Raw genomic sequence first — 24,881 nt, forward strand, 5'->3', positions numbered from 1 at the left:
GGAGGAAAAATTATGGCAGTAAAACTACGTTTAAGAAGATCAGGTTCTAAAAAGCGTCCATTCTACCGTATTGTTGCAGCAGATTCTCGTGCACCACGTGATGGTCGTTTCATTGAAATTATTGGTCATTACAATCCTTTAACTGTTCCAGCTGAAGTAAAAGTTGATGAAGAGTTAGCATTGAAATGGTTACGTGAAGGTGCTCAACCATCCGATACAGTGCGTAATATTTTATCTAAAGCAGGTATCATGACACGTTTCCACGAAGAAAAGGCGAAGAAATAACTATGAGACCAATCGAAGATATTTTATATGATTTAGTACTTCCAATGGTCGAAAAGAAAGACCAGCTGAATGTTCAACGTTTACCAAGTCTTGATGATAAAGAAGTTATATTAACTGTTTATGCTGAAAGCTCAGATGTTGCACGTCTAATTGGTCGCCAGGGAAGCATGGCTCACGCAATTCGTCAAACGATGACAATTGGCTCACGTGTTATGGATCAACGTATCTCGATTAATTTTGAGTCGTATGAGGATGTTTCTTAACATCCTTTTTTAATATATGAGGTGCTTATGAAAGTAAAAATAGGAGTCGTTGCGAAACCTTTTGGTATTCGTGGTGAAATTAAAGTTAAACCTATGACTGATTTTGCGAAAGAGCGATTCAGTGTGGGATCAAAAATGGAATTAGTCACAAAAAACGCTCGTAAGGTTGTTGAAATTCAATCCGTTCGTAATCATCAAGATAACTTACTCATTCGTCTTGTAGGGTATGATACCTTGAATGATGTGGAAGGTCTTCAATTATCATCACTTGAAGTCGAACGTGATGATTTACACGATCTGGAAGAGGATGAGTACTATTTTGTCGATCTTGTCGGGTGTAATGCCTACATTGATAATCAAGAAATCGGATCAGTGATTGAAGTTATGGACATGCCAGCCCAACCACTGCTTCGAATTAAACGTTTAGATAACGGCGAGATTTTGATGGTGCCTTTTGTTGAAGTCTTTATTAAAGATGTAAATCTTGATGAAAAACGCATCGATATTAATCCAATGGATGGTTTATTATGAGAATTTCAATCATTACACTTTTCCCTGATATGTTTGAAGGATTTAAACAAACTTCAATCATAAAACGGGGATTAGAAAGTGGAGTTATTGATATCCAATGTGTTGACATGCGTGATTTTACACTGGATAAACACAATAAAGTTGATGATTATCCCTATGGTGGTGGTGCTGGACTTGTTTTGATGTGCCAACCGGTAGTGGATGCAATCCGTGCAACACGAACTGAAGATTCACTCGTGATTATGTTGACGCCTCAAGGGAAAACTTTGAAGCAAGAGATAGCATATGAACTCAGTACGCAAAAACACCTTATTTTGGTTTGTGGACATTATGAAGGGTTTGATGAACGTATCCGTGATTATGTGGATATGGAACTTTCAATTGGTGATTATGTATTGACCGGTGGTGAAGTGGCTGCAATGGTCATAAGTGATGCTGTGGTACGTCTTGTTGAGGGTGTGATAACCAAAGATTCACATGAAGATGATTCGTTTAGTGATGGGCTTATTGAGTATGCACATTACACACGACCACGTGTTTTTGAAGGAAAAGAAGTACCTGAGGTCTTATTTAGTGGACATCATGAAAACATTCGAAAATATCGATTGCAATCATCCTTAGAGAAAACGATGAAATATCGACCAGATTTACTCAAAAATCGGGTATTTACAAAAGAAGAATTAAAAATCGTTGAAATGATACGAGAAAACGAAGAATAGATTTAGACAATAATTACATGAAGTCTAGATCAGAAAGGAGTTATAGTATGACTCAAAAAGATAAAGTACTTGCAGTAATTATTGCGCAAGGGAATAATGCATTTGAAATCGAAGAAGATCGCCAAGAATTTTTAGGTCTTGCGAAAGCCTGTGAAATGGAAGTAGAGGCTGAAGCAAGTTTTAAACTCAAGTCACCCAATGCAGTGACATATTTTGGTGATGGAAATGTACAAATGGTTGCGAATGTTGTACAAGACAGTGATTATGACGCGGTTATTATTAATGTGGGATTGACTGGCAATCAAATTAAAAACTTGCAAGAGCGCTTTAAATGCACAGTTCTAGATAAGAATATGGTGTTATTACAGATATTCTCAAAACGAGCACAAAGTGCAGAATCTAAAGCACGTGTTGAAATTGCTAATTTGAATTATATGATGTCACGCATGGTAGGATCGTATGATGATCTGGGTCGCCAAAGTGGGCGAGGATCAGGAAAAAATAGAGGTTTAGGTGAAACAAAACTTGAACTTGATCGACGTCATGTCAGAAAACGCATTAATTTACTGAAAAAGAAAATTGAACAGTTTGAAAAACAACGCGAAACACAGCGCAGTCGTCGTGTGAATAACACGGACTTAAAAGTAGCCCTTGTAGGGTATACAAATGTTGGGAAGTCATCTTTGATGAATGTACTGCTATCAAATGACACTAAAAATGTCTTAGAACAAGACATGGTTTTTGCCAGTCTTGATACAACCTCTCGTCAAATCTATAATGGCGATTCGTCGTTTATTTTACATGATACAGTTGGGTATATTGAAAATCTTCCTAAAGCACTCTATCCTGCTTTCCAATCAACACGAGATGAGATCATGGACGCAGATTTAATCCTACATGTTATTGATCGCTCACATCCATTTTATGAGCGTCAAGAACAGGTAATTGAGGACTATCTCAAATCAATGCAGGTGGAAGATGTACCAGTTTGGAAAGTTTACAATAAGATTGATCGTCTCGATGAAATCTTTATGTCAACCCCTACAGTTCACTTTATCTCTACCAAGGACCATCAAGGGATTGAATCGCTAAAAGCATGCATTCATGAATTTTCGAACCGATCATTTCATTAGCTGTGGTTAGGTATCATAGTATGAAATATTACAGTCATCGAGGACTTTATAATCCTCAACAAAACATACTTGAGAATTCAAAAGAAGCTTTTCAGTGTGCAGTAGATGAAAATGTAGGCATTGAACTGGATGTTAGGCTAACACGCGATAAAGAAGTCATTGTGGTTCATGATGCATCCTTAAAGCGAATCTATGGACTTGATAAGTCAGTAGAAGCCTTGAGCTATAATGAACTCAATGACCTTACCAAAGATACTTTAAGAATCATGAAATTTGAAGAATTCTTAGAGTTTATCAATGGCCGTGTTTCGTTAATTGTTGAATGTAAACATTGCTTTGATAACACAGCATTATGTCTAAAAGTGGCCCACTTATTGGATAATTATAAGGGTGAGTTTTGCGTCGAATCGTTCCATCCACTCATTGTAAGGTGGTTTAAGAAAAATAGACCGCACTTTAAAAGAGGACAATTAGTCATGACTAAAGATCGTTACGATAACGGGTTCTTGTGGTTTTTTGGAGGGTCAGGCATTACCCATTGGTTAACAAAACCTGACTTCTATGCATTTCATTATCGTGTAGGGAGTAGAAAATTAAGTCATTGGTATTACCGATATCTTTCAAGACATTGTGACATAGTACTTTGGACGATGAAAAAAAATTCACCCCATCATTTTGATGCAGATGCTATAATATATGAAACATTTTAGATTACTAAGGGGAAGTATATGAGTCAAAATTATCATGAATTACTTGAGATTGAACGTATCAGTGTAACAAGTAAGAGATCGCATTTACAAATCAAATTGAATGACAAACACATGAATCGTTACAAATATGTACATGGGGGTGTCTATTTCTCATTGGCTGACAGTGCAGCTGGAGCTATTTTAGCATCAGAGTATGAGACATGGGTTACCTTGAATTCATCATTTAATTTTATTGCGGGATGTAAACTTGGAACCTTGAATGCGTATGCGACTTTAGTCAGTAAAACACGCAAAACGTGTGTGATTGATGTATCAGTCAAAGACTCACAAGACACTTTATGTGCAGTTGGAACCTTTACGATGTATCACATTAATTAGCTTGGAAACAAGCTTTTTTAGTCAGTACACTTGTAATTTTATCACTTCGGTGTATAATCATATATGCAAATCGTTTGCAAAAGGGGTGTTTATGAATCAAATTATACAATTTAATGATGTACACTTTGCCTATGGAAAACAAGAAGTTTTATGTGGATTGAAACTTGATGTTATCGATCATGATTTTATGGCAATTGTAGGAGCGAATGGTTCTGGTAAATCTACATTATTAAAAATCATTTTAGGATTTCTTAAACCACAAGAAGGAAATGTATCAGTGAATGCAAAAACACTTGGATATGTACCTCAAGGTGGTCTTTTAAATGTATCGTCATTTCCCGCTAACGCACTTGAAATCGTAATGTTGCGACTAAAAGGTGACAGTTTTGTATCAAGTCTAAGCAAGAAACGTAAAGAGCGTGCTCTTGAAGCATTGAAGAAAGTTGGAATGGAAGATGCAGCTTACAAACTGATTTCCACATTAAGCGGAGGTCAACTTCAACGTGTTCTTATTGCTCGTGAAATAGGAGCAAATCCAGACTTACTAATTCTTGATGAACCGACGAATGGATTGGATGAAGCATCTGTAAAAGGATTGTTTGAGTTACTGCAAAAACTCAATCAAGAATTAGGTGTTTCAATTCTTGTTGTGAATCATGATCTCGAAGAAATTAAACCTTATGTAAACAGGCTTATTCGCGTTGAAAACAAACACTGCCACGAGGTAACATTATGAGTATTTTCGGTTATGCATTTATGCGAGTAGCATTTATAGCAGGGACTATGGTTGCGATTACCGTTCCCTTAGTAGGGTCTACAATGGTATTTAAGCGTATGTCCTTAATGGGAGAGGCGTTGTCTCATGTTTCCTTGGCAGGTGTTGCATTGGGGCTAATTTTTGGATATGATCCAATACTAGGTGCACTGGCAGCTTCAGTTATTGCAGCGTTATCCATCGAAGTCATTCGCAATCGATTGAAAACATACAGCGAACTTTCTCTAGCGGTTATCATGTCCTTTGGTATTGGGTTAGCAGGGGTATTAATGGGCTTTGTAAATAACCCAGCTAATTTTAATAACTTCTTATTTGGAAGTGTCCTTGCGATTAGTCAAAATGAATTGATGTTATCGATCGGACTGTGCTTATTAGTGCTCGTTTTATCTTTAGTATTCTACCGTCAATTCTTCTACATTTCTTTTGATGAAACATCAGCCAAAGTATCTAAAATAAATACAAACACATTTAACATGTTGTTTACATTTATGACAGCGATTGTTGTTTCCATTACATCACGAATAGTAGGTGCACTGATCGTTTCTTCACTTATGGTAATTCCAGTGACAGCAGGAATGCAAATAAGCAAGGGATATCGCTCAACCTTATTATGGAGCATCTTATTTTCTATTTCATCAATCTGGATTGGCTTGTTTGTTGCGTTTTATGCACCATGGGGATTGAGACCGGGAGGGACGATTGTGTTGGTATCTGTATTCGAATTACTCGTCGTACTTATCGTAAAAGGAATTGCTTCAAAAAGAGGAATTCACCATACTGTGTAGCATCGAATCATCGGTGCATTGAATACAGTGTACGTTGATTTTTAAATGATATATTATCGCTTAAATTGATTAGATGATTAAGACAAGAACTGAAGGAGCTAGACTCAAGGTTCTTGTTTTTTAATCTGTCTATATGAAGGTTATCAAAAAAATGCTTCAAATTCACGTTGAGTTAAAGTGGTATTCAAGAAATTGAGTAGGTATAAAAGGTTACCTTATCAACAATCATCGGATAATTGATGTTCATTAGTGGGGCTTATTATTGATTGGGTGAAGGATTACACTATTCATGTTAACAGTTTTAAAGTAGCAATCTTCACGCGTGTGATGTAGTTTTAAGGAGGACGAACATGTGGATAATTTTGAGCTTGCTTCCGCTTTCTTTGCAGGTGTGACAACGATTCTTGCGAAAATCGGAATTAAAGATACAAATGCAAACCTAGCAACTGCTTTACGCACAATTGTTGTTGCTATTTTTGCATGGCTCATGGTCTTTATTGTGGGTTCCCAACAGACGATTGGTTCAATTGCACCAAAGAGCATTTTATTTTTAGTGCTCTCAGGTCTGGCAACCGGAGGTTCTTGGTTGTGCTACTTCAAAGCGTTACAACTTGGAGATGTCAATAAAGTGGTACCAGTTGATAAGTCAAGTACAATACTGACGATGGCTTTAGCATTCCTTTTGTTAGGGGAATCCTTGTCTTGGATTAAGATTGTTGCGATGGTCTGTCTCGGCATTGGAACATATAAAATGATTGAAGTACAAAAAACAAACAATGAAGTGAAAACAGGAAACACTTGGCTCATTTATGCCCTTTTATCCGCTTTATTAGCCAGTTTGACTGCGATTTTAGGGAAAATAGGGATTTCAGGTATTGAATCAAATTTAGGAACAGCAATCCGTACTCTGGTTGTTCTTGTCATGGCATGGGGAATTGTTTTTGTTCAAAATAAACACCATGAAATGAAGTCAATCGATAAAAAGAGTTGGATATTCATCATTCTTTCCGGCTTTGCAACGGGGTTGTCATGGATGTGTTATTACAGAGCACTACAAGATGGTCCCGCAAGCATTGTTGTACCTATTGATAAGTTAAGTATTCTCGTGACAGTGTTCTTTGGTCATTTTGCGTTCAAAGAAACATTGGATAAAGCACAAAGGATTGGCTTGGTATTAATTGTAGTCGGAACTTTAAGCTTGCTTATCTAGGTGAGTATTTAAAAAAATACATTGTCTTAAATTTTACCAAAGTAGGTTAAAAAAGTGTTCGTAAATCTAAGTCATTTATCATAAGAATGTTGATTTTAAATTGAGGAAAAAAACAGCATCTTTGAAAATGTTGTTTGTCTTAAGGAAACCTTTAGCACGATTGGTTTATATTTGTAATAGCATAACTATAAATCGAGTAATGTTTGCAAAAGTACGCGCTTTTATGTATAATTAGGGGCGTACAAATCGTTGATAAGAACAAGTAATTGGTCCCTAATTATTAAAGAGAATGGGAGTTTGGTGAGATCCCTGTAAGCTAGGTCCGATGAATTCATCTTAGAGAGAAGCTAATCCCTTCCGTATACCTGCGTTAAAGGTTTAAAGTTGTGTATAGTTTATACAAATCAGGATGGTACCGCGCATGACGTTCCTGGACTGCGTGGTTTTTTTATTTTCATAAGGAGGAAATATGGAACTTAAAGAGATTTTAAGTGTTGGCCTTGAAGCAATAAAAAATGCTCAAGATCTTGATGCTTTAAATGAGGTTAGAATCAAATTCCTTAGTAAAAAAGGACTTGTTTCGAGTGCAATGAAATCAATGAAAGACTTATCAGCAGAAGAACGACCTGCATTTGGGCAACTCGTAAATCAACTGAAGCAAGAACTGGAGCATGCACTCAGTGAAACACAAGCTCAGCTTGAATCTATCAAATTGAACCAAGATATGATTGCAGAATCAATAGATATTACTATGCCAGGTCATAACTGGGCAATTGGAAATCAAAACCCTCTTGTAGGGATTCAAAGACAAGTTGAAGATATCTTTAGAGAAATGGGTTACTCAGTAGTTGAAGGGGATGAGGTTGAACTTGACTTGTATAACTTTGAACGCGCAAACATTCCTCAAGATCACCCAGCTCGTGAAATGCAAGATACATTTTACATTGATCCAAACACGTTGTTAAGATCACATACAACCGCAGTACAAACACGCGCTTTGGAAGAGTATGCACCAAATATACCTGTTAAAGTAATTTGCCCAGGTAAGGTGTACCGTCGTGATGAAGATGATGCAACACACTCCCACCAATTTGTTCAATGTGAAGGGCTTGTCGTAGGGCATGGTGTTACACTTGCTGATTTAAAAGGAACATTATCACTACTTGCAAAACGAATCTTTGGAGAAACACGTACGATTCGGTTTAGACCATCATATTTCCAATTTACTGAACCAAGTGTCGAAGTGGATGTATCGTGTCCATTTTGCGACTCTAAAGGGTGTTCAATCTGTAAACAAACAGGATATATCGAAATACTTGGAGCAGGTATGGTTCACCCAGCAGTCTTTAAAGCAGCTGGTTATGACGATGAATCACTCTCTGGATTTGCATTTGGAATTGGTGTAGAACGTATAGCTATGTTGAAATATGGTATCACAGATATTCGTTCGTTCTATACCAATGATAAACGATTCATTGATCAATTTAAGCGATTTGAGTAGGAGGAAACCATGTTAATTAGTCGAAAATTATTAGATCGTTATGTAGATTTAGAAGGCATTCCTACACTTGAAATTGCGGATGCATTAACAAATGCAGGGCTTGAAGTTGAAGGAATCTCACAATTGGTAAAAGGAACAAACCTCACAGTAGGGTATGTAGAGACGTGTGTAGATCATCCAGATAGTGACCATTTACACGTATGCACTGTAAATGTTGGTAAGGAGGTTCTTCAAATTGTTTGTGGAGCACCTAATGTAGCTCAAGGACAAACAGTTATTGTTGCGCTTCCAGGAGCAGTTTTACCAGGGATCACAATCAAGAAATCATCAGTTCGTGGTGTTGAATCAAATGGAATGATTTGTTCACTTCAAGAATTGGGTGTTCATGAAAAATTTGTTGAAGAACGATTCAAAGATGGAATTGTGGCACTTGATAAGGGTGAACCTGGGAGTGATCCACGGGTTGCTTTGGGTTTAGATGATGAAATCATTGATGTAAGCCAAACACCAAATCGCTCAGATTTCTTGTCGTTATTCGCAGTTGCTCATGAAGTATCCGCGCTTATGAATCGTAAACTTACTTTACCAAACTACGAAAACGCAGCTTCTGTGGGTTCAAAAACAGAACTAACAATCCACTCAGACACTCCAGATTGCAATCTATTTATTGGTAAAGTAATTAATAAAGTCACCATCAAAGATTCACCAGATTGGATCAAACATGCATTAATAGGCAGTGGTGTAAAACCAATTAACAACGTTGTTGATATTTCAAATTTGGTCATGTTAGAAACAGGACAACCACTACACTTTTATGATCGTTCATTTTTGAATCCATTATCACTCAGTGTATCCAGTTCAATTAGTAAGACTGTCACTGCACTTGATGATAAAGAGTATGCACTTGAATTAGGTGACCTTGTCATCATGAATGGTGAGACACCAGTTGGAATCGCAGGTATCATGGGGTTGGGAAATTCTATGATTCAACATGATACACAAGGAATCGTAATTGAAGCAGCACGCTTTAATCGTGTCAAAGTTCGTAAAACTGCAAATCGCTTTACATTGAATACAGAATCTTCATCACGATTCTCAAAACCGATGGATGATCTAAGTGCTCAAAAAGCTGTTGATCGCTCAGTGCAACTGCTCATTGACTATGCGGACGCTGAATTAATCGAAGAAACAGTGGTATTTGGTAATACAGAGTACACGCCAATCAAAGTATCGGTTTCATATAATAAGATTAATGCATACCTAGGTACCAATCTCTCAATGGATGTTGTATTTAATGTGTTTGAACGCCTCTATTTCGAACCCGTAGTAGACGAAGATACAATTACATGTACCATTCCTTCATATCGCCAAGATATATTCGCAGATGTGGATTTAATTGAAGAAGTCATCCGTGTTGTCGGATATGACGTACTTGGTGAAACACTTCCACTCCTTGATTTAACAATGGGATCTTTAACACCACGTCAAACAACAATTCGCTCAATTGAGAAGATTTTACTTGGTCTTGGTGCAGATCAAATCAATACGTATACCTTGGTTGAAGAAGCATGGACTCAAGGTGGCGAGTCGCTTGAAAATCCAATTCCATTGATGAGTCCAATCAGCGACAAACGCACACATTTAAGAACACAATTAGCACCTTCAGTGCTTGATACGATTGCTTATAATGTATCACGTCGCCAGGATAATCTCTTGTTCTTTGAACACTCAAAAATATATGGAAATAGTACATCGTATGAAAAACTTGCCATCGTTGGAACAGGAACATTGAATAAGGTGAATTGGCTCAAAGAAACAGTAACATTAGATTTCTTTGCGCTTAAGGGATTATTCTTATCACTTGTTGAACAACTTGGATTCCAACCTCGTCGTTTTACTTTTGAGACAAAGGACTTTGATGAGACCTTGTTCCATCCATACCAAAGTGCTTCAATTTATTTTGACCGTAAACGCATTGGTGTTCTTGGAACCATTCATCCATTAAAAGAAAAAGAGTTGGGCATTAAAAAAACGACCTTATTAGAGATATATCTTGATCTACTGTTTGCTTCAAAGAAAACAGCAATTAAAGCATCTGATGTTCGCGTGCATCCAACTGTTACACGTGACTTAGCACTTTTATGTGATAAAGAAGTCACAGCACAAGCGCTTATTCAAACAATTGAAAAAGCATCACGTCGACTCTTGCTTGATGTGAATGTATTTGACTTGTTTACATCAGAGAAACTGGGTGATCAGAAATCGCTAGCTATAGAGCTAGTACTCGGTTCAGATCACACTTTAAGTGAGACAGAGATCCAAACTGTTATGAAAGACATTCAAGACAAACTGGTATCAAACCATAACGTCAGCATTCGATAGGAGGAACACATGGGAAGAGCATTTGAAGTAAGAAAAGCCTCAATGGCAAAAACATCAGCAGCAAAAGCAAAAGTTTATTCAAAATTTGGTAAAGAAATATATATGGAAGCCAAAAATGGTGTTCCTGATCCTGAAATGAACTTAAGCCTAAAACGCATTATTGATCGTGCACGTCAACAACAAGTCCCCGCAGATGTTATTAATCGTGCGATTGACAAAGCCAAAGGGAATGATGAGGCAGATTATCATTCAGTACGTTATGAAGGATTTGGTCCAAATGGGTCAACGTTCATTGTGGAATGTTTAACAGACAATGATAATCGTTCTGTAAGTGAAGTGCGAAATGCATTTACTAAATCCAAAGGTAAAATGGGTGTGAGTGGTTCTGTAATTCATGGATACGATCATGTTGGACTTATTGGTATTAGTGAAACAGATGAAGAAAAAGTGTTAGATATTCTTTTTGAAGCAGAAGTTGATTTAAAAGATTTAGAAGTTGAAGATGGAAGCATGTCAATTATTGTTGAACCAACTGATCTGTACAAAACAAAAGACGCACTTGAAGCAGCATTAAGCATTGAATGTGAAGTTGTGGAAATTACGTACCTTCCACACGAAGAAGTAAGTTTAGATTCAGATGATGATAAGATGCTCTTTGAACGCTTAACAAATATGCTTGATGAGTGTGAGGATGTCCAAGATGTTTATCACAATGTAAAAACTAGCGATGCATAATTTACATTTTTATAAAATACGTTGATATAATTGTCTTATCACAAAGGAGGCAAATTTATGTCGAACATCTTTGATAAAGTTAAGGAATCACTCTTTGGTTCTGGTGAAAAGGCTAAAGATGTGGTTGAAGACGGATTTGACAAAGCTAAAGATACAGTTGAAGATTTAGGGGATAAAGCAAAAGATGTTGCATCTGATTTAAAAGATAAAGCAGAAGACGTCGTTGATGACCTTAAAGACAAAGCTGAAGGCCTAAAAGATAAGGCTGAAGATTTCGCAGAAGATGTAAAAGATAAAGTAGAAGATCGGTTAAAATAACAGATTTTTACCTGAGTCTATGAAAGTGGTTCTTAAAAGAACCACTTTTTTATTTATATATCCTATCAATAATATCAATACAAATATGCATGGAACGTGACGAAAAGAGACATTTTAAAGGTCCATTCTTAATCACAAACAAAATTCTATATTTAATTAAAGATTCTTAAAAAAACAGTATTAAATGCCACGTTGACTAACTTAATTAGAGTTTGCTATATTAGCAATGTAAGCGCTTAGTATTAGATTTCTATTTTTTTTGATGCGTTACTTAAACGTTTAAGTAATTTTATGGAGGAGGAAACAATGAAAATTCCAACACCGCATATCGGTGCAAAAAGTGTTGATGAAGTTGCTAAAACTGTACTCATGCCCGGTGATCCTTTACGTGCAAAGTATATTGCAGAAACCTACTTAACTGATGTTACTTGTTTTAATGAAGTAAGAGGCATGTTAGGCTATACCGGTTATTATAATGGTAAACGGGTTTCAGTTATGGGATCGGGTATGGGAATTCCATCAGCAAATATTTATTATTACGAACTTTTCAGTTTTTATGACGTTGAATCAATTATTCGTATTGGTACTGCGGGAGGCATGCAAGATTATATCGGACTTCGTGACGTTGTGATTGCTACTGCGGCAAATACGAGCAGTAGTATTGTCAAAGGAAAATTCGAAGAAATTAATTTTGCTCCAACACCTGACTTTGGATTACTCATAAAAGCAGTTGAAATTGCAAAAGATATGGGAGTGTCATATCATGTTGGCACTGTTTTATCAGGTGATGAATTTTATGGGGAACTGAAGAAGGAAACCAGAGATAAGTTAATACAATACGGTACATTGGCAGGGGAAATGGAATCTGCAGGGTTATATATGACAGCAAGAAGACTCAATAAAAAAGCACTTGCGCTGTTCACGATTAGTGATAATGCTGATTCTGCTGAATCTTCTAAAGACCGAGAAACATCGTATACGCAAATGATGGAGATTGCACTAAAGGTCGCAACTCAAGAGGAGAAATAAATGAAAAATATTCGTAAGTTCATCGTTTTATTACTCGTACTTATTACTTTTACTGCGTGTGGTAATAGTGATAATGGGAATAACGAAATACCAAAAGTTGCATTATTAATTGGAAACAGAGGCGATATGTCATTTAACGATAGCGCTGTACGTGGTGTTGAAAAAGCCGGTAAAGATTTTGAAGTTGATGTTAAAGTCATCGAATATGGACATGAAACTGATAAGTTTGAAACGACATTTGTTGATACTGCTGAAACTGGATATGACGTGATTATTACAGGGTCATCCTTTGTAGATTATATCGAAAATCATTCAGCTACGTATCCAAATACAACATTCATTATTTTTGATGGTGAAGTTGATTATACAAATGGTAAAAACAAGAATGTTAACAGCATTATTTATAGTGCGAATGAAGCATCCTATGTTGGTGGGTACTTATCTGCGAAATTAAGCGAAACTGGTGTTATTGGGTTCTTAGGTGGACAAGAGGCACCAATCATCAATGACTTCTTAGTAGGCTTTATACAAGGTGCTAAAGAAGCAAATCCAAATGTAAAAGTGGCTGTTTCTTTTGTAGGTAACTATAATGACTCCTCTAAAGGAAAAGAACTTTCACTTGCAATGCATAATCAAAAAGCTGACATGATCTTCAATGTTGCTGGTGGTGCAGGTGTAGGACTTATTGAAGCTGCGGACGAAAGTAAATTCTATGTATTGGGTGTAGATTCTGATCAAGCGATGATCTATGATGCATCGGGTAAGCTTAACTTTGCGAAAGTTATTCCAACTTCTGTTATGAAAAATGTGGATGAATCACTGTATCGCGCGATTGATCTATATTTGAAGAAAGAACTTAACATTGGTGGAAAAGACACATTAGGACTTAAAGAAAATGGTGTTGGAATTGCCGAAAACAAATACTATGAAGAAATGGTATCACAAGAGTTAAGAGATGAAGTAAAAGCACTACTTGGTAGAATTACAAGTGGGGAAATTAAAGTAGACACTGCATACGGAAAGACTACCGATGAAATCACAACGATTCGAGATTCCGTAAGACCGTAATCAAGATCAAGCGCAGTTTAAAAAAGAGCTGCGCTTTACTTTAAATTGGAGGGTAATTATGAGTGATGAAATTCTAAAAATGGAAGGTATAACAAAAGTATATCCCAATGGCGTTGTTGCAAATCAAGACGTTAATTTCTCAGCCCATCGCGGTGAAATTCATGCATTGATGGGTGAAAATGGTGCAGGTAAATCAACACTGATGAAAATCTTGTTTGGCATGGAATCTCATGAAGCTGGACAAATTTATTTAAACAATCAACCTGTTAACATTGATTCACCGCTAAAAGCAATTGAACTAGGAATTGGGATGGTTCATCAACACTTTATGCTTGTTGATCATTTAAGTGTGCTTGAAAATATCGTGCTCGGTATGGAACCAAGGAAGGGAATCCGAATTGATTGGGATAAAGCGCGTTCAATCGTTGAAGAAGCATCAAAAAAATATAACTTTAACATTAAACCAGACCAACTTATTGTTGATTTAAATGTAAGTCAAAAACAAAAAGTTGAAATCCTAAAAGTCTTAATTAGAGGCGCAAATGTTCTAATCATGGATGAGCCTACTGCGGTATTAACACCTCAAGAAACTGAAGAACTGTTTGCACAATTGATTGAACTTAAAAAATCAGGTCATACAATTTTATTCATCTCTCATAAGCTCAAAGAGATTAAAGAAATTTGTGATCGAATTACTATTATGAGATCTGGAAAAGAAGTTGGTGTCTATCATGTTAAGGATGTTACGACCTCAGACATCTCTCGATTAATGATTGGACGCGATGTCATCAACGCCATAAACAAGCCTGAGGCAAAACGTGGGTATACGACATTAGATGTTAAGAACCTAAAGGTAGTGAGTATCGATCAAAAAATTGTTGTGAATGATGTATCCTTTTGCGTAAAAAAAGGTGAAATCTTGGGAATTGCTGCGATTGAAGGGAATGGACAACGCGAATTGATTGATGCAATCACAGGACTGGGTGGTTATGATTCAGGTGATATTTATATTGAAAATAAAGAATGTGCAAATAATAATCCCACATTAGATCGTCGTAAACGGGGCCTTGTACACATTCCAGAAGATCGCTTTACATTTGGCGTTATGGCAGATGAAAGCATTCGAGACAACCTTATTTCAAATCGATATAACTTAAAAGAATACAACAGTGGCTTATCTTTGAATATGAAAAAGATAAATGCTTTAACCAGTGATTTAATCAAGGAATTTGAAATAAAAACAGACAGTCCTCTATCACCAGTACGGATGTTGTCGGGGGGGAACATTCAAAAAGTTGTTGCTGCGCGTGAAATGAGTGTTGACATGTCAATTCTTGTTGCAGACCAGCCAACGCGTGGTATTGATGTAGGAACTGCATCCTTTATCCATAACAGTATCGTGAAACTTCGTGATTCAGGCGTAGCTGTGTTACTGTCTTCTGCAGACATTAATGAAGTGCTAGAGCTCTCAGACTCACTCATCGTCATGTATAACGGGGAAATCACAGGGTACTTTAAAAATGCCCAAAATGTCTCAGAAGAAGAGTTGGGATTATATATGTTAGGACTTAAGGTTATGAAGAAAGAAGAAATCGAGGGGGAAATGTATGGCTAAAGAGAAGACAAACAAATCAAAAGTGTTAAAACTTGAAGCACTCTTTGAAGTTCTTCGAACATTAGTAGCAATTGGATTATCCATGCTCCTAATCATTATCATTGTTGCGATTGTAAGTGACAATCCATTAGAAGCAATCAAAAACCTATTGCTTGGACCATTATCTTCATTTAGAAGATTTGGAAATGTTGTTGAGTTAATGATTCCATTAACCTTCACAGGGTTGGCAATATCCATCGTATTAAAGTCAAAACGCTTTAATTTAGTATCAGACAGTGCCTTCTTTTTAGGAGGGATGGTAGCGACTATTATTGGTATATTCAGTCCGCTTCCAGCAATTCCAACCCTCATTTTAGCACTCATTGCTGCGTTTCTTGCAGGAGGATTAGTGGGAAGTGTACCTGCACTCTTAAATAGTAAATTTGGTTCAAACGAACTTGTAACATCGTTAATGCTAAATTACGTTGTCTCATTTTTTGTTAAGTATTTATTTAACTATAAAGTACGAGATACCAGTAAACAAGCGATGCAATCCTTACCGCTGAAACCAGGTGTAGACTTACCCATCATCATTCCAGGAACACGGATTCACGTGGGGATTATTATACTCATTGCATTAGTGCTTATTTCAGGGTTTGTAATTTATCGAACACGGTGGGGTTATGCACTAAGAGCGACAGGTTCCAATGAAAACTTTGCACGTTATAGCGGTATGAAGATTGGTTCAATCGTAGTATTAGCTCAAGTAGTCGGAACAGGGATTGCTGGATTAGGTGGTGCTGTTGAGTTAATTGGTATTCACAAGACATTCAAGTGGCTTGAGTCACCAGGATATGGGTTTGATGGCGTTATTATTTCTACCTTAGCGCGCGGCAATCCATACAACGTTCCATTAGCAGCATTCTTCTTAGCATACGTACGTGTTGGTGCGGATATCTTGAATCGTTCTTCGGATTTACCAGCAGAAATTATTTCCGTAGTACAAGCTTCAATTATTCTATTGATTGCAGCGCAAGCATTCCTTGCTAAATTCAAACACCGCTTAATTGTTAAACGTACCGGTGCACTTGAAACTCAAGAAGGAGGTCAACACTAATATGAAAATGTTAATCGACATTATTTTTACAGAACAATTCTTCTCAGGGGTTTTACGTTTAATGACTCCAATTATATTTGCTTCACTCGCTGCATTGATGTCAAAACGTGCGGGAATCACAAATATGGCAATTGAAGGAACAATGCTCTTTGCAGCACTCTTTGCTGTTATTGGATCGGCATTAACCCAAAGTGTTATCGTCGGTGTGCTCAGCGCAATCGCAGTTGCAGTGGTCATTTCGATGACACTTGCATATTTTAAAATCAATATGAAAACAGATGAACTACTCGTCGCCATTGCACTTAATTTGCTCGCAACAGGGGCAACAATCTTTGTACTATATCTTGTCTCAGGCGAACGCGGAACTTCAGCTGCACTGGATAGTTTGGTTGTACCACGACTCATTATTCCAGGTCTTATGGAGATTCCAATCCTTGGGAATATGATCCTTGGACACAATATTCTTGTTTATGTGGCATTGTTATCGGTTGCGGTTGTCAATTACATTCTCTTTAAAACACCATTAGGACTTAGAATCCGTGCTGTTGGAGGGAATCCTGATGCAGCGGTATCTGTAGGGGTATCTGTAGTTAAAACACAATACATTGCTTTAATTATTAGTGGTCTCTTCTCAGGTCTTGGCGGAGCATTTATGTCCATGGGATATATGACCGTATTTACACGAAATATGACAGCAGGTCGTGGTTATATCGGACTTGCTGCTGCAAACATTGGGAACCAATCACCGGTCGGAGCGCTTCTTGCTTCGTTGTTATTTGGTATCTTTGATGCACTGGGTAATAATATGCAGACGCTTAAAATTCCCGTTGAATTCATCTACATGATTCCTTATGTAGCAACCATCGTCGCCTATTCAATCGCATCCTATCGTGTGAAGACAGAAAAAGAACGTATTGCGAAAAAACTTCTCAAACTTGATGAGGGTTCGACCAATACATGAAACAATTAATCCTAAAAAACAAAAGTGCACTTATGGTAACCTATGGGTGCATGCTGTTTGAAGGCGCGATTAATGTACTTATGGTTGCAACAATGTCAATGCTACAAGATCATTTTGAAATGAGTGCTGCTTCAATCAGCACTCTGATCACTATAAAAAGCATTGGAACCGTTGCAACCATCTACTTCAGTGGGTCACTCTCAGATCTCATTGGTAGAAAAAACATCATATGCTTAGGTTCCGTATTCTTCATGGTGTTTCTTATTGGATTAATATCGACCCAAAACTTCTATATGGCCATGTTCTTTGCGCTCATCGGAGGCATTGCACATGGACTGATGGATTCACCTGCAATCTCGATGTTGATTGATATCTTTGGGAGAGACAGTGGGCCAGCAATGAGTTTTGTTCAAGTGTTTTTTGCTTCAGGAAGTGCCATCACTTCCACACTTACAAGTCTTATCATTAAAAAGAACATGAATTGGAAACTCATTTACGCCTTATATGCCATCGTTGGAATTGTTGTGATTGCAATTGTTCTCACTGCACGCTATCCGAAACGATACAAAGGCGAACCCATTGATGCAAATGAATCTGCAAAAAGAGAGCCATCCTTTATGAGAGAGGGACTCCTATTAGCATGTACAACATTTTTGCTTTCATCTTCAAGCGCAGTTATTAATACGTGGTTACCCACCTTTGCAAACCAAGAAAAAAACATGACATTGATAAGTAGTGTTGAGCTATTAGCCAAACTTCAATTTGGAAATATTGTAGGGGCACTTCTTTTTGCTTATATCTTAACGAAAGTGCATGCTACTGTACTCTTAATCATTAATCCATTGATTGCACTTATTGGGATGATGACGATTGTGTTTATGCCAAACATCTCTGCTCTCAGTGTCTTTGTTGTTGGAATGGTCATGGGCGTGTTATTCTCATTAGCACTTAATATTGCTGGAGAAATGTTCCCGCAATCCTCTGGGAAGGCAACTGGGTTTATCGGGTCTGCAAGTATGTCAGCAGGGATGACAACTGTTTTTCTTACCGGTAAATTATACCCATATACAGGGTTTCAACATCTATTTACGTTTGTGCTCATCCTTTTGAGCCTTGCGATTTGTTTAGCAACGTGGTTTAGAACGTTATATTTGAAAATGATAAAAGGAGACTTATGAATAAAATTCCACTCATTATTGATTGTGATCCTGGGATAGATGATGCGTTTGCACTCTTCTATGCAATAGGATGTTCACAATTTGATATTAAATTGATTACTACGGTTTCTGGAAATGTGAGCGTAGAAAAAACAACTGCAAATGCACTAGAAATCTTGAGGCTTGCAGATGAAAGTATTGATGTCGCAAAAGGCGCAAACCGCCCGTTGTTCTCAAAACCTTTATACGCTGAAGCGGTTCATGGAGTATCGGGTTTAGGGGATTATGCATACAAACCGTGTGCCTCACCATCATTTATAGAAAAAGATGCAGTTGACGCGATGATTGATGTGCTTGAGACAACTTCAGACAAAATAACGATCGTTGCACTGGGGCCACTGACGAATATCGCAACACTCTTAATTCGTTATCCAAAAGCAAAAGAGAAAATTGAACGGATTTCGATTATGGGTGGCGGATTAAAAGGTGGGAATGCAAATATTGCTGCAGAGTTTAACATCTTTGTAGATCCAGAAGCAGCAAGCATTGTTTTTGATTCAGGGATTTTGATGACAATGGCTGGGCTAGATGTTACAGAACAATCATACATCTTAACAAAACACATCCATGAAATTGGAACCTTTGGCACAGTTGGAGCAATGCTCAAAGAGATGCTTGGTGATACCACACGTTGTAATCTACACGATGTTGTTGCGGTTATGACACTTGTACATCCTGATATATTCTCAGGAACAAACCACCGCGTTGTTGTAGAAACAGGAGGCGTCTATTCGCGTGGGCTCACACTGGCTGATGACCGTTATGTTGGTAGAAGCACCCAAGAAAATGTTTATGTACTACGCGATGTAAATCTTGAAGCATTTCAAAATGAACTTAAGAAAGGATTACAGGTGTATCAATGACAAAAAGAAAGATTTTAATAGATACCGACCCAGGAATCGATGATGTGCTTGCAATCGCAACAGCATATTGTATTGATTCTCTTGATATCGTCGCTTTAAGCAGTGTTAAGGGAAATGTATCGTTGGAATATACTACACGTAATGCAATCTTAACACTCGATATTTTAAAACAAAATACCCCGGTCTATAAAGGTAGTAAAGAACCTCTCGTTAATTCTCCAGTTCGAAATAGCAATGTTCATGGTAGTGATGGACTTGGTAATCTTTATGATTCTTATAGAGAAGCTACCCCCCCTTTAGACCGGAAAACAGGGGGGTTATATGACCTTGCAGAGTATATAAGTCAAAGTGAAGACAAGATCACAATCATAGCGATTGGTCCCTTAACAAACATTGCGAAACTATTAATGATCGATCCACACCTAAACGAAAAGATTGAAGCCATTTATATTATGGGAGGTGGACTTAAAAAAGGGAATGTGACCGATCTTGCTGAATTTAACTTTTACTGCGATGCATATGCTGCTCAAAAAGTATTGTTAAGCGGTATTGATATATATTTGTCAGCCCTTGATGCGACGACACAAGTCTACTTTACTTATGAAGAATTTGATGCATATGAGGTGAAAAATAACAAATCGGAGTTCATTAAAAAGACTTTGGAATATTATATTAACCTTGATCCATATCTTCATGATGTTTTGGCAGTATTATCCCTGTCAGATCCTCATCTTTTTGAGTTCAAAAAGATGAACCTAAATGTGCTTACGTCTGCAGATAGTGCAAATGGCATGGTCTATGAAAGTGAGCTTAAAAATAATGGGAATGTCTATTTTGTAGATGTGAAATCAAGAGAAAACGTCGTAAAACGTGTTTTTGATATAATTAATACTTATAATGATAGATAAGAGGTGAATTATGAAAAAAATCGTAGTTATTGGAAGTGTAAATCAAGATATTAGTTTAACCATGCGCAATTTACCTTCAGAAGGAGATACCGTGATTGCTCAATCTATTAAGTATAATGGCGGAGGGAAAGGAGCAAACCAAGCGGTTTCACTGAATCGAATGGGATCAAACACGACCTTTATCTGTGCCGTAGGCAATGATGAAAATGGCACACAATTAGTTGATAACTTGGTAAAAGATGGCATACATGTAATCCCAATTGCTAAGGAAGATGAGTCTACAGGATTTGCGATTATTGCAGTTGATAGCTCTGGGAAAAACAACATCATTGTATACCCTGGTGCTAACTATGCACTGAATTCTGAAGACATCATGAGTCTTAAAGAAGAATTACAAGACGCATCATACTGTGTGCTCCAATTTGAACTGCAACTTCCTGTTATTGAAACAGTTTTAGAATGCTGTAAATCTATGAATATCCCAGTTGTCCTTAATCCCGCTCCTTATCATCCAGATTTTGATTTAGAATGGTTAAAAAATGTTGAATACTTTATTCCAAATGAAAATGAGTTTTGTAGTCTGTTTGACGATAAACAGGATGCATTAAATCTTGATGACATTAAAGAAAGAGCGCGAAAGCTTTGTAAACAATATGATCTAAAAATTATTGTTACTTTAGGTTCAATCGGCTCAGTTTATATTGATCAAGAAACGGATCATTTTGTGGCTTCCTACAAAGTGAATGCGATTGACACCACAGCAGCAGGAGATACATATATTGGAGCTTTTGTATCAAGGATTGATTGCGGTGATACGGTATTGGATGCAATGAAATTCGCAACTAAAGCCTCATCACTCACTGTTTCAACGAAAGGTGCACAAGAATCAATTCCATATTTGAAGCAAATGGTGTAATATAGACTTTTAGGAAGGTGTATAAAATGAGCAAAACGTTAAAAGAAATTGCACAAATCGCGGGGACTTCAATTGCTACTGTATCCAAAGTTGTTAACGGAAAAACATTAGACATTGGTGAAAAAACAGTTCAAAGGGTTCAGGAAATTTTAGATCGCGAAGGATATACACCAAATCAAATAGCACGAAATTTAAAAACAAATAAATCAAAAACATTAGGATTACTGATACCTGACATTCGAAATCCTTTTTTCACTGAGATAGCACGTGGTGCTGAAGATGCTGCAAGCGATAATGGGTATACCGTGTTCTTCTGCAATACAGACGATAATTTTAATAAAGAAATTGTATATTTGTCAGAATTAAGCAGCAGACAAATCGATGGGTTTATTATTGCGGGTTCTTATAGAAGACGAAAAGAGGTCGAGTCAACATTTCAAGTGAGTGCGCCAATGGTCGCAATTGATCGAGTTGTAAATTATCCAAATATTATCTCGTTTATCACAACAGATAACTTTAAGTCTTCTTATTCAATTACAGAAATGATGATTCAAATGGGACATAAGAATTTTCTTTATGTTGGAGGTCCTGAAGAGTCCGATGTGACACAAGATCGATATCATGGCTTCTGCGCTGCATTAAATGACTTCAACATCGATCACTATGATGCATTGTTTGGTGAGTATTCAGTGGAATCTGGATATGATTTACTCTTAGAATATGATAAAGCGCAATATGTCTCTGCCATAGTATGTGGCAATGACTTAATTGCGCTAGGTGTTGTGAATGCACTCAAAGAACGACATATTCACGTTCCAGGTACTGTGAGTGTTACTGGATTTGATAACATTGATTTTGCGAAATCAATTAGTCCTTCACTGACAACAATCAATCAACCGACTTATGAAATGGGACGAAAAGCAGTAGAACTTTTGATGAATCATTTTGATGGTGATAACATTGATAAAATCGTCGAACTATCCCAAGACATTGTAGTGCGGAGTTCATCAAGAGGGATACTATAGAAAAAACTAATGAACCAAAATAAGGCCATTAGTTTTTTTGTTATTTGTTTTGTAAGATTGAAGCAAGGCGGTTATCTGCAAATGTTAAGACGTGCTTGATTAACACAACAATGCCAAGTAGCGTGAATATGGAAATGAGACCCCAAATAATGAGTGATTGGGTGTTGACTAGAATGATACCAATCACAAAAGGGATAAACATAAAGGGAAGAATAACAAATACTTGGCGAAGGTTTCCTTTGACAGCATCATGTTCATTGACCCATTTTAGACGAGGGCTTGCCATATCAACCCAAGAACCAATACTGGTAACATATGCCCCGCCAACAATGACACCAAGGAAAATAAATGGAATTAAATAGAGCGGTAGTCCAAGAATTATGACTGCAAGGCACAAAATAATGATTGGCAGTGGTATCGCAGGAACTAACCCATTGAGTATTTTAGCTTTGATGATGCTTGATAATTGTATTGGAAATGTTAAAAACTCAGTGACATTAATCCCTTCACGAGAGATAAGGGTTGATGTTGGATTTCCAAGATTAACAAAGAATAAACCAACAATTAAACTTAACATATACATAAATACTATGAGTTCAAGTGAAGAGAAATTGGATATAATTGGCTGGACTACTGTTTGAATCTCATTAATTGGAAGTGATCCCAGTTCTCTGATTGCAGAATAAGCTCCAAACCCCATCATGACAGGAATCAACAAATACGGAATATAATAGTTGCTGACAAAAGCAGGGGTTCTCAGAATGTTTCTGAAGTCGTATTGCATGAAAGATACAATGATGTTTTTTTGATTGCTTTCTTTTGTAAGTTGATTGAGTGAAATGCGACGATTTGATCGTTTTGATTCTGTAAAGAGCAATACTGTTTTGAAATATAACGGCTCTGTGATCTTAAACACTACAAAAGCTGCAATGACAGAAATCAGTAGTGCAAGAACAAATGAACTCATGGATTGATTCACAATAGCATCTGAAATAAATCGAGTGGTTGGAAATGCTGAGGACAACATTGTAAATATCGTATCATTTTGATTTTGTATCGCATCAATAATTGACTCAATAGAGAGTGAATTAGCATCCATAAACACTGAAATTTGCGATAAACCCAATGATAAGACCACTGCAATAATTTGCGAAACATAGGTGAAGGTCTCTTTGTTTCTAAAAAATGGAGTAAACGTAAAAATCAATACAATTAAGATGACTGAAACCAAGATGGGTAATATTGGAACAATGAAAATACTCAATAACGCGAGGACCATGGACAGAAACGATACATCGACCTTTATGAAGTAGAGGATGTATAAGGGGAGTAGCACCGCTAAAACTGTGATAAATGTCTGTACATAAATTGCGATTGATTTACCTGCAATAATCTCGGATGGCTTTAAAGGAAGTACAAAGTATGATGCGTTATCAGAGGAATAATACAGAATAATTGGAACAGAGAAAATCGTAAAAAACAGAATCACCATTGGCATGAAGAGATTCAATAAGAAGATAAATAGTGAGGGCTGTCCCACTGAAATAAGTGAAGATAGAAATAGGGTTCCCAAAAACAAAATGACACCGCCAATATAAATTCCTAAGAATCCAAACAATAAAATTGACTTGATTCCTGAATTTTTCTTTCCTTTAAAAGCGTTGAACTGTTCGTCTAAAGAAGACTTCAACATTACCTTAGAAAGTGCCCAAATCCTTTGCATTATCGTGTTACCTCTAAGAAGATTTCTTCTAAACTCAAGCCTTCATACTGTGCTTTGAGTGCATCTAAGGTTCCAGTGTATAAAATGTGTCCATGATTGATAATGATGATGGCATCACATAACTTCTCGGCAACTTCCAAAACGTGGGTAGAAAATAACACGCACTTATCTTGTGAAGCATGTTCTTTCATAATCTTTTTCAAATCAAACGCTGCTTGTGGATCAAGTCCAGTCAATGGTTCATCGAGAATAAAGATATCTGGATTATGAAGCAATACGCCAATAATCTTAATTTTTTGACGCATACCGTGTGAATAAGATTGAATTTTATCATTCAAAGACTGTTCAAGTTTGAACATCGATGAGTATCGTTCAATACGTTCTTGACGAAGGGTTGTATCCACTTCATAAATATCCCCAATAAAGTTTAGGTATTCAATCCCTTTAAGCTTTAAAAAGGTGTTTGGATCATCTGATACAAAACCAAATTGTTTTTTTGCATTAATCGCATCGTTTACGATGTCATAACCATTCACCAAAATCGACCCAGCATCCGGTTTTAATTGACCTGTAATCATCTTCAGTGTTGTTGTTTTTCCTGCACCATTGGGTCCAATAAAACCAACAATGGAATTCTTTTCAATATTCATATTAATTGAGTCTACAGCTTGAAAACCAGAAAAAGCCTTTGACACATTATTCAAGTTAATCATATTCATTCTCCCTTATTGTATT

26 protein-coding genes and 1 other annotated feature are annotated in these 24,881 nt (G+C 36.9%); of the genes, 24 read left to right on the forward strand and 2 right to left on the reverse strand.

Annotation, left to right across the window (positions count from 1 at the left end; translation table 11 throughout):
- Positions 1-12: 12 nt before the first annotated feature.
- The 24 genes from rpsP (at position 13) to AOC36_RS04645 (ending at position 22,423) form a co-directional block, all read left to right on the forward strand.
- Positions 13-285 carry a 30S ribosomal protein S16 gene (gene rpsP / locus AOC36_RS04530; protein ID WP_067631849.1) on the forward strand — a complete coding sequence of 91 codons (273 nt, stop codon included), beginning with the start codon at positions 13-15 and terminating at the stop codon, positions 283-285.
- Between the two features lie 2 nt (positions 286-287).
- Positions 288-548: a KH domain-containing protein gene (locus AOC36_RS04535; RefSeq protein WP_067631851.1), complete on the forward strand. Its 261-nt coding sequence runs from the start codon at positions 288-290 to the stop codon at positions 546-548.
- A 27-nt stretch (positions 549-575) separates the two neighbouring features.
- Entirely contained in the window at positions 576-1,079 is a 504-nt protein-coding gene (gene rimM / locus AOC36_RS04540; protein ID WP_067631853.1) for a ribosome maturation factor RimM, read from the forward strand.
- Complete coding sequence (trmD, locus tag AOC36_RS04545) at positions 1,076-1,798, forward strand: tRNA (guanosine(37)-N1)-methyltransferase TrmD (RefSeq protein WP_067631855.1); 723 nt, start codon at positions 1,076-1,078, stop codon at positions 1,796-1,798. The genes rimM and trmD overlap by 4 nt, the downstream gene beginning before the upstream one ends.
- Positions 1,799-1,845: 47 nt before the next feature.
- Entirely contained in the window at positions 1,846-2,931 is a 1,086-nt protein-coding gene (gene hflX, locus AOC36_RS04550) for a GTPase HflX (protein WP_067631857.1), read from the forward strand.
- Positions 2,932-2,951: 20 nt separating this feature from the next.
- Entirely contained in the window at positions 2,952-3,641 is a 690-nt protein-coding gene (locus AOC36_RS04555; protein ID WP_067631859.1) for a glycerophosphodiester phosphodiesterase family protein, read from the forward strand.
- A gap of 18 nt (positions 3,642-3,659) precedes the next feature.
- Positions 3,660-4,019, forward strand: a complete 360-nt coding sequence (locus AOC36_RS04560) for a PaaI family thioesterase (protein ID WP_067631861.1) — start codon at positions 3,660-3,662, stop codon at positions 4,017-4,019.
- A gap of 91 nt (positions 4,020-4,110) precedes the next feature.
- Positions 4,111-4,755 (forward strand): metal ABC transporter ATP-binding protein, encoded by a 645-nt coding sequence (locus tag AOC36_RS04565; RefSeq protein WP_067631864.1) that lies wholly within the window; start codon positions 4,111-4,113, stop codon positions 4,753-4,755.
- On the forward strand, positions 4,752-5,579 hold the full coding sequence (locus tag AOC36_RS04570) for a metal ABC transporter permease (protein ID WP_067631867.1): 828 nt from the start codon (positions 4,752-4,754) through the stop codon (positions 5,577-5,579). The genes AOC36_RS04565 and AOC36_RS04570 overlap by 4 nt, the downstream gene beginning before the upstream one ends.
- Positions 5,580-5,931: 352 nt before the next feature.
- On the forward strand, positions 5,932-6,789 hold the full coding sequence (locus tag AOC36_RS04575; RefSeq protein WP_067631869.1) for an EamA family transporter: 858 nt from the start codon (positions 5,932-5,934) through the stop codon (positions 6,787-6,789).
- A gap of 240 nt (positions 6,790-7,029) precedes the next feature.
- Positions 7,030-7,224: a binding site (T-box leader), on the forward strand.
- Between the two features lie 34 nt (positions 7,225-7,258).
- Complete coding sequence (pheS, locus tag AOC36_RS04580; RefSeq protein ID WP_067631871.1) at positions 7,259-8,290, forward strand: phenylalanine--tRNA ligase subunit alpha; 1,032 nt, start codon at positions 7,259-7,261, stop codon at positions 8,288-8,290.
- A 9-nt stretch (positions 8,291-8,299) separates the two neighbouring features.
- The gene (gene pheT, locus AOC36_RS04585) at positions 8,300-10,672 is read left to right on the forward strand and encodes a phenylalanine--tRNA ligase subunit beta (RefSeq protein WP_067631873.1); all 2,373 of its coding nucleotides are present in this window, start codon (positions 8,300-8,302) and stop codon (positions 10,670-10,672) included.
- Between the two features lie 9 nt (positions 10,673-10,681).
- Positions 10,682-11,407 (forward strand): YebC/PmpR family DNA-binding transcriptional regulator, encoded by a 726-nt coding sequence (locus AOC36_RS04590; RefSeq protein ID WP_067631875.1) that lies wholly within the window; start codon positions 10,682-10,684, stop codon positions 11,405-11,407.
- A gap of 57 nt (positions 11,408-11,464) precedes the next feature.
- Positions 11,465-11,725: a YtxH domain-containing protein gene (locus tag AOC36_RS04595; RefSeq protein ID WP_067631877.1), complete on the forward strand. Its 261-nt coding sequence runs from the start codon at positions 11,465-11,467 to the stop codon at positions 11,723-11,725.
- Between the two features lie 306 nt (positions 11,726-12,031).
- On the forward strand, positions 12,032-12,754 hold the full coding sequence (gene deoD / locus AOC36_RS04600; protein ID WP_067631879.1) for a purine-nucleoside phosphorylase: 723 nt from the start codon (positions 12,032-12,034) through the stop codon (positions 12,752-12,754).
- Complete coding sequence (locus tag AOC36_RS04605; protein WP_067631882.1) at positions 12,755-13,822, forward strand: BMP family ABC transporter substrate-binding protein; 1,068 nt, start codon at positions 12,755-12,757, stop codon at positions 13,820-13,822. It begins immediately after the preceding gene.
- Between the two features lie 58 nt (positions 13,823-13,880).
- Complete coding sequence (locus AOC36_RS04610) at positions 13,881-15,437, forward strand: ABC transporter ATP-binding protein (protein ID WP_067631884.1); 1,557 nt, start codon at positions 13,881-13,883, stop codon at positions 15,435-15,437.
- The gene (locus tag AOC36_RS04615) at positions 15,430-16,533 is read left to right on the forward strand and encodes an ABC transporter permease (protein ID WP_067631886.1); all 1,104 of its coding nucleotides are present in this window, start codon (positions 15,430-15,432) and stop codon (positions 16,531-16,533) included. The genes AOC36_RS04610 and AOC36_RS04615 overlap by 8 nt, the downstream gene beginning before the upstream one ends.
- Position 16,534: 1 nt before the next feature.
- A complete protein-coding gene (locus tag AOC36_RS04620; RefSeq protein WP_067631888.1) occupies positions 16,535-17,494 on the forward strand; it encodes an ABC transporter permease in 960 nt (319 codons plus the stop codon).
- Entirely contained in the window at positions 17,491-18,672 is a 1,182-nt protein-coding gene (locus tag AOC36_RS04625) for an MFS transporter (protein ID WP_067631890.1), read from the forward strand. The genes AOC36_RS04620 and AOC36_RS04625 overlap by 4 nt, the downstream gene beginning before the upstream one ends.
- Positions 18,669-19,574 (forward strand): nucleoside hydrolase, encoded by a 906-nt coding sequence (locus tag AOC36_RS04630; RefSeq protein WP_067631892.1) that lies wholly within the window; start codon positions 18,669-18,671, stop codon positions 19,572-19,574. The genes AOC36_RS04625 and AOC36_RS04630 overlap by 4 nt, the downstream gene beginning before the upstream one ends.
- Positions 19,571-20,482, forward strand: coding sequence for a nucleoside hydrolase (locus tag AOC36_RS04635; RefSeq protein ID WP_067631894.1), 912 nt, complete (start codon positions 19,571-19,573; stop codon positions 20,480-20,482). The genes AOC36_RS04630 and AOC36_RS04635 overlap by 4 nt, the downstream gene beginning before the upstream one ends.
- Before the next feature lie 10 nt (positions 20,483-20,492).
- Positions 20,493-21,398, forward strand: coding sequence for a ribokinase (rbsK, locus tag AOC36_RS04640; protein ID WP_067631896.1), 906 nt, complete (start codon positions 20,493-20,495; stop codon positions 21,396-21,398).
- 26 nt (positions 21,399-21,424) lie between these two features.
- Positions 21,425-22,423, forward strand: a complete 999-nt coding sequence (locus tag AOC36_RS04645; protein ID WP_067631898.1) for a LacI family DNA-binding transcriptional regulator — start codon at positions 21,425-21,427, stop codon at positions 22,421-22,423.
- 40 nt (positions 22,424-22,463) lie between these two features.
- Here the strand turns inward: AOC36_RS04645 and AOC36_RS04650 are convergent, their stop codons facing one another.
- On the reverse strand, positions 22,464-24,146 hold the full coding sequence (locus AOC36_RS04650; protein ID WP_067631900.1) for an ABC transporter permease: 1,683 nt from the start codon (positions 24,144-24,146) through the stop codon (positions 22,464-22,466).
- On the reverse strand, positions 24,146-24,859 hold the full coding sequence (locus AOC36_RS04655; RefSeq protein ID WP_067631901.1) for an ABC transporter ATP-binding protein: 714 nt from the start codon (positions 24,857-24,859) through the stop codon (positions 24,146-24,148). Before AOC36_RS04655 ends, AOC36_RS04650 begins: the two co-directional genes overlap by 1 nt.
- Between the last annotated feature and the right edge of the window lie 22 nt (positions 24,860-24,881).

It is taken from the genome of Erysipelothrix larvae, from assembly GCF_001545095.1.
GTDB classification, from domain to species: Bacteria; Bacillota_I; Bacilli_A; order Erysipelotrichales; family Erysipelotrichaceae; genus Erysipelothrix; species Erysipelothrix larvae.